Below are 4,609 nucleotides of genomic sequence, written 5' to 3'. Positions count from 1 at the left end.
CAATTACGCAGAATAATTCGGTACTATTGAACATCAGGACTAGAGTTGTGAGTTTGGTGTGGTAACTCAACTGATGGCTCTAGTCCTCTTATTTTTCAAGTCAATTTCTTATCCGCGATTCAGGTTAGAAATATTGAACGTAAAAATCCCATCTAAGAGGGTGAAGTCTCAGGGTTCAAGGTTCACAAAGGCAAAGACCAAAGGGATCCTGAGCGGATGACAGCAACGCTCTCTTCGGGTGGATATGGGTACTCAGCTTTCAGGATGATTAATTCGTACAAAAAATTTAATTTCTGGTTCTGCAGCAGGCTATTCAGACAATCTTGGGCTAGCTTTCATCATGCGTATAGAACTGTTGAAAAATAATACAATTTTTCTGATGCAAAAATTTATCAATACAGTTTTACTCGATATGAAACAAAATATGATAAGCTGCGCGGCCGGTTCAATTTTTTTGACTGGAAATAAACAGCTTTTTATCAAAACTCTGATCGTTTCGCTGTCAGATTTATCAAATCCTCTCTAGCTGATTGGCTCATTTCACAGTAGAATATGCGCTCTCTTCAAGTCACATTGTGGCGAGGTCCAAAAGATCTGCCCGTGGAGCCAAAATCAGCATGTTTATCGTGGCCGGTGCACCTGCACATTCTTCTTTTAAGAAAACTCAACTATTATCACGTTTATCGTCAATTAGTTCTGTTCAATCTTTCGATAGCCAATGGATCTATCTGTTTGACCAAGCGCTCAACGAGCAGCAGCAACAATCAGCTTTAGAGCTGTTAAATGATGGCGCATCTTTTGAGTTACGTCAGCCTGCCAGTGACGAAGTCCAAATTTTAGTGACCCCACGTGTCGGTACCATTTCGCCGTGGTCATCCAAAGCGACGGATATTTTTGCCAACTGTAATATTCCGGTGCACCGTATGGAGCGCGGATTGCTGTTTACTCTAAAAGGCGTAAAAGCGCTTTCTAAAGAAGCATTACAGATCTTGCATGACCGCATGACCGAAAGCGTATTTACTGACATTGCAGATGCAGCCGCACTGTTCGTGGAAACCGCACCAAAACCGTTAAACTCGATTGATATTCTGGGGCAGGGCAAAGAAGCACTGGTTAAAGCCAATAACGAATTTGGTTTTGCACTGTCTGAAGATGAAATTGATTATCTGACTGAAGCTTTCACCAAACTGGGCCGTAACCCGAACGACATCGAACTGATGATGTTCGCGCAAGCCAACTCTGAGCACTGCCGTCATAAAATCTTCGGTTCAGAATGGACCATTGATGGCGAAGTCCAGCCGTTGTCTTTGTTCCAGATGATAAAAAACACCTATAAAGAATCACCAACCGACGTATTGTCAGCATATAAAGACAACGCCTCGGTGATTGTAGGTTTTGATACCCAGCGTTTCTACCCAACGCAAGAAGAAAACGGTCAATACGTTTATAAATACAAGAGCCAGGCGGCTCACATCCTGATGAAGGTGGAAACCCATAACCACCCAACCGCAATTGCTCCATTTGCTGGTGCGGCAACCGGTTCTGGCGGTGAAATTCGTGATGAAGGCGCAACCGGTCGTGGTGGTAAGCCTAAAGCAGGTTTAACCGGTTTCACAACATCGAACCTGAATATTCCAGGCTTTGAGCAACCGTGGGAAGATAACTACGGCAAGCCATCGCGTATGGCCTCTCCGCTGCAAATCATGATTGAAGGCCCACTCGGTGGTGCAGCGTTTAACAATGAATTTGGTCGTCCTGCGCTAAACGGTTACTTCCGTACCTTTGAACAAAACGTCAATGGCGAAGTCAAAGGCTTCCATAAGCCAATCATGATTGCTGGTGGTTACGGTAACATCCGTCCGGATCATGTCGAAAAAGATGCAATTCAACCGGGCGATCTTCTGATCGTGCTTGGTGGTCCAGCCATGCTGATCGGTTTAGGTGGTGGTGCAGCGTCTTCTGTAGACAGCGGTACCATGGGTGAGAGCCTGGACTTCGCTTCTGTACAACGTGAAAACCCGGAAATGGAACGTCGTTGCCAGGAAGTAATTGATACCTGCTGGCGCATGGAAGATGAAAACCCAATCGTATCGGTGCATGACGTTGGTGCGGGCGGTATTTCAAACGCAATGCCAGAACTGGTCAACGATCATGAGCTCGGTGCGGTACTGGATTTACGTAAGATTCCATCGCTTGAGCCAGGCATGTCGCCAATGGAAATCTGGTCGAACGAAGCACAAGAGCGTTATGTGCTGGCGATCCGTCCAGAATCTTTAGCGCTGTTTGAATCGATCTGTGCGCGTGAACGTTGTCCGTTTGCGGTACTGGGTGAAGCGACTGAAGCGCGTCACTTAACCGTTGAAGATCCACTTTTTGGCAACAAGCCAGTGGATATGCCAATGCAGGTGATGCTGGGCGGTACACCACGTATGAGCCGTTCATATGAAAGCATCGAGCGTAAAGGCGATGATTTTAATGCAGCTCAAGTGACAGATCTGAAAGATGCGATTTACCGTGTCCTGAAAAACCCGACCGTTGCCTCTAAATCGTTCCTGATCACCATTGGTGACCGTTCGATTACCGGTATGGTGGCACGTGACCAGATGGTTGGCCCATGGCAAGTGCCTGTAGCGGATGCTGCAGTAACAACCACAAGCCTGGTGGGTTATACCGGTGAAGCGATGGCCATGGGTGAACGTCCACCAGTGGCATTATTGAACCCGGCAGCGTCTGCACGTTTAGCGGTGGCTGAAGCGATCAGCAATCTGATGTCTGCAAAAATTGACCAGATTGGCGACATTAAACTGTCTGCAAACTGGATGGCTGCTGCAGGTCAAAAAGGTGAAGATCAGGCACTGTTCGAAGGCGTAAAAGCAATTGGTATGGAAATGTGTCCAGCACTGGGCATTGCCATTCCAGTTGGTAAAGACTCACTGTCTATGCGTACCACCTGGAATGACGAAGGTGAAGACAAATCTGTCACTTCGCCAATGTCAGGCGTGATCACTGCATTTGCACCTGTGACTGATGTGCGTAAGACATTAACACCAGAACTGAAAAATCTTGAATCTGTACTGGTACGTATCGACCTGTCTAAAGGCCAATTCCGTCTGGGTGGTTCGATCCTAGCGCAAGTGTACAAAGCGATTGGTTCAGTGACACCAGATGTCGACAGCTTCGATGACTTCAAAGCCTTCTTCGCATTGGTACAAGACTGGAACAACCGTGGCCTGATTAAAGCCTACCACGACATCGGTGATGGTGGTTTATTAGCGACTGTTGCAGAGATGATGTTTGCGTCACGCTTGGGTGTGGCACTGGAAGATCAATCAGTTGCAGGTCTATTTGCTGAAGAAATTGGTGCTGTGCTGCAAATTACCAAAGCAGATTGGGAAACATTACAAGCTGAAGTTGCAGCGTCGACATTGAAAGATGCAATTGCGGTTGTCGGTACAGTCAACAATTCTGACCAGTTGGCGGTAAACGGTTTGGTGCTGGAACGTACTGACCTGCAACAGGCATGGGCAGAAGTGTCTTATCAGATCCAGCGTTTACGTGACAACGTTGAAAATGCCGATCAGGAATTTGCCTTAATTGCAGATAAAGCCCATCAAGGGATTATCGCGCAGCCAACTTATGACCTGAACGAGCCGGTTGAAGCACCGTACATCAACACCCGTCGTCCAAATATGGCGATTCTGCGTGAGCAGGGTGTTAACGGTCATGTCGAAATGGCGGCTGCGTTTGATAAAGTCGGTTTCAACACCGTTGACGTACACATGAGTGACCTGCTGGCGGGTCGTATCAGCCTGGATGACTTTGAAGGTCTGGTCACCTGTGGCGGCTTCTCTTACGGTGACGTTTTAGGTGCCGGCGGTGGCTGGGCAAAATCGGTGCTGTTTAATGCCAAACTGCGTGACCAGTTCGAGAAATTCTTTAACCGTCAAGAAACTTTCAGTGTGGGTATCTGTAACGGCTGTCAAATGCTGTCACAACTAGCACCACTGATTCCGGGTGCAGAGCATTGGCCACGTTTCCATCGCAATACCTCTGAAGTGTTTGAAGCGCGTACTGTGAACGTGCGTGTAGAAAAATCAAACTCGATTCTGTTTGATGGCATGGAAGGTTCAATTCTGCCAATCGCGGTTGCGCATGGTGAAGGTCGTGCTGTTGCCAGCGCTGAAGACTTTGCCGCATTAAATGCTGGCAACCAGATCAGCCTGCGTTATGTCGACAGTCAGGGCAATGTGACCCAGCACTATCCACTGAACCCGAACGGCTCTCCAGAAGGGATTACCGGTGTGACCTCTAAAGATGGTCGTGCCACGATTATGATGCCGCACCCGGAGCGTAACTTCCGCGCCGTGCAACATTCCTGGAAACCTGAAGAATGGACTGAAGATGGTGCATGGTTACGTATGTTCCGTAACGCACGTAAATTCATTGGTTAGTTGACCTTATTTTGAAAAGCCACCTTCGGGTTAATGCCAGTCAGTTAAGAGATTGACTGGCTTTTTCTTGGGTATTTTTGAGGTTTTCCTTTTACAACCCTTGGATAACTCCTCACTCTTCTCTCAGGTATAACATACCGATTAGATTTCTCCATTAA

Annotated in this window: 1 protein-coding gene; it reads left to right on the top strand. The window is 47.3% G+C overall.

The features are described 5' to 3' along the window. Positions 1 to 617: 617 nt before the first annotated feature. Positions 618 to 4,451, top strand: coding sequence for a phosphoribosylformylglycinamidine synthase (gene purL, locus FTU86_RS13690; RefSeq protein ID WP_180048605.1), 3,834 nt, complete (start codon positions 618 to 620; stop codon positions 4,449 to 4,451). Positions 4,452 to 4,609: the final 158 nt, after the last annotated feature.

It is taken from the genome of Acinetobacter sp. YH12155, from assembly GCF_013418255.1.
In the GTDB taxonomy this organism is placed as follows: Bacteria; Pseudomonadota; Gammaproteobacteria; order Pseudomonadales; family Moraxellaceae; genus Acinetobacter; species Acinetobacter indicus.
This window is presented reverse-complemented; position numbering and strand designations above follow the sequence as displayed.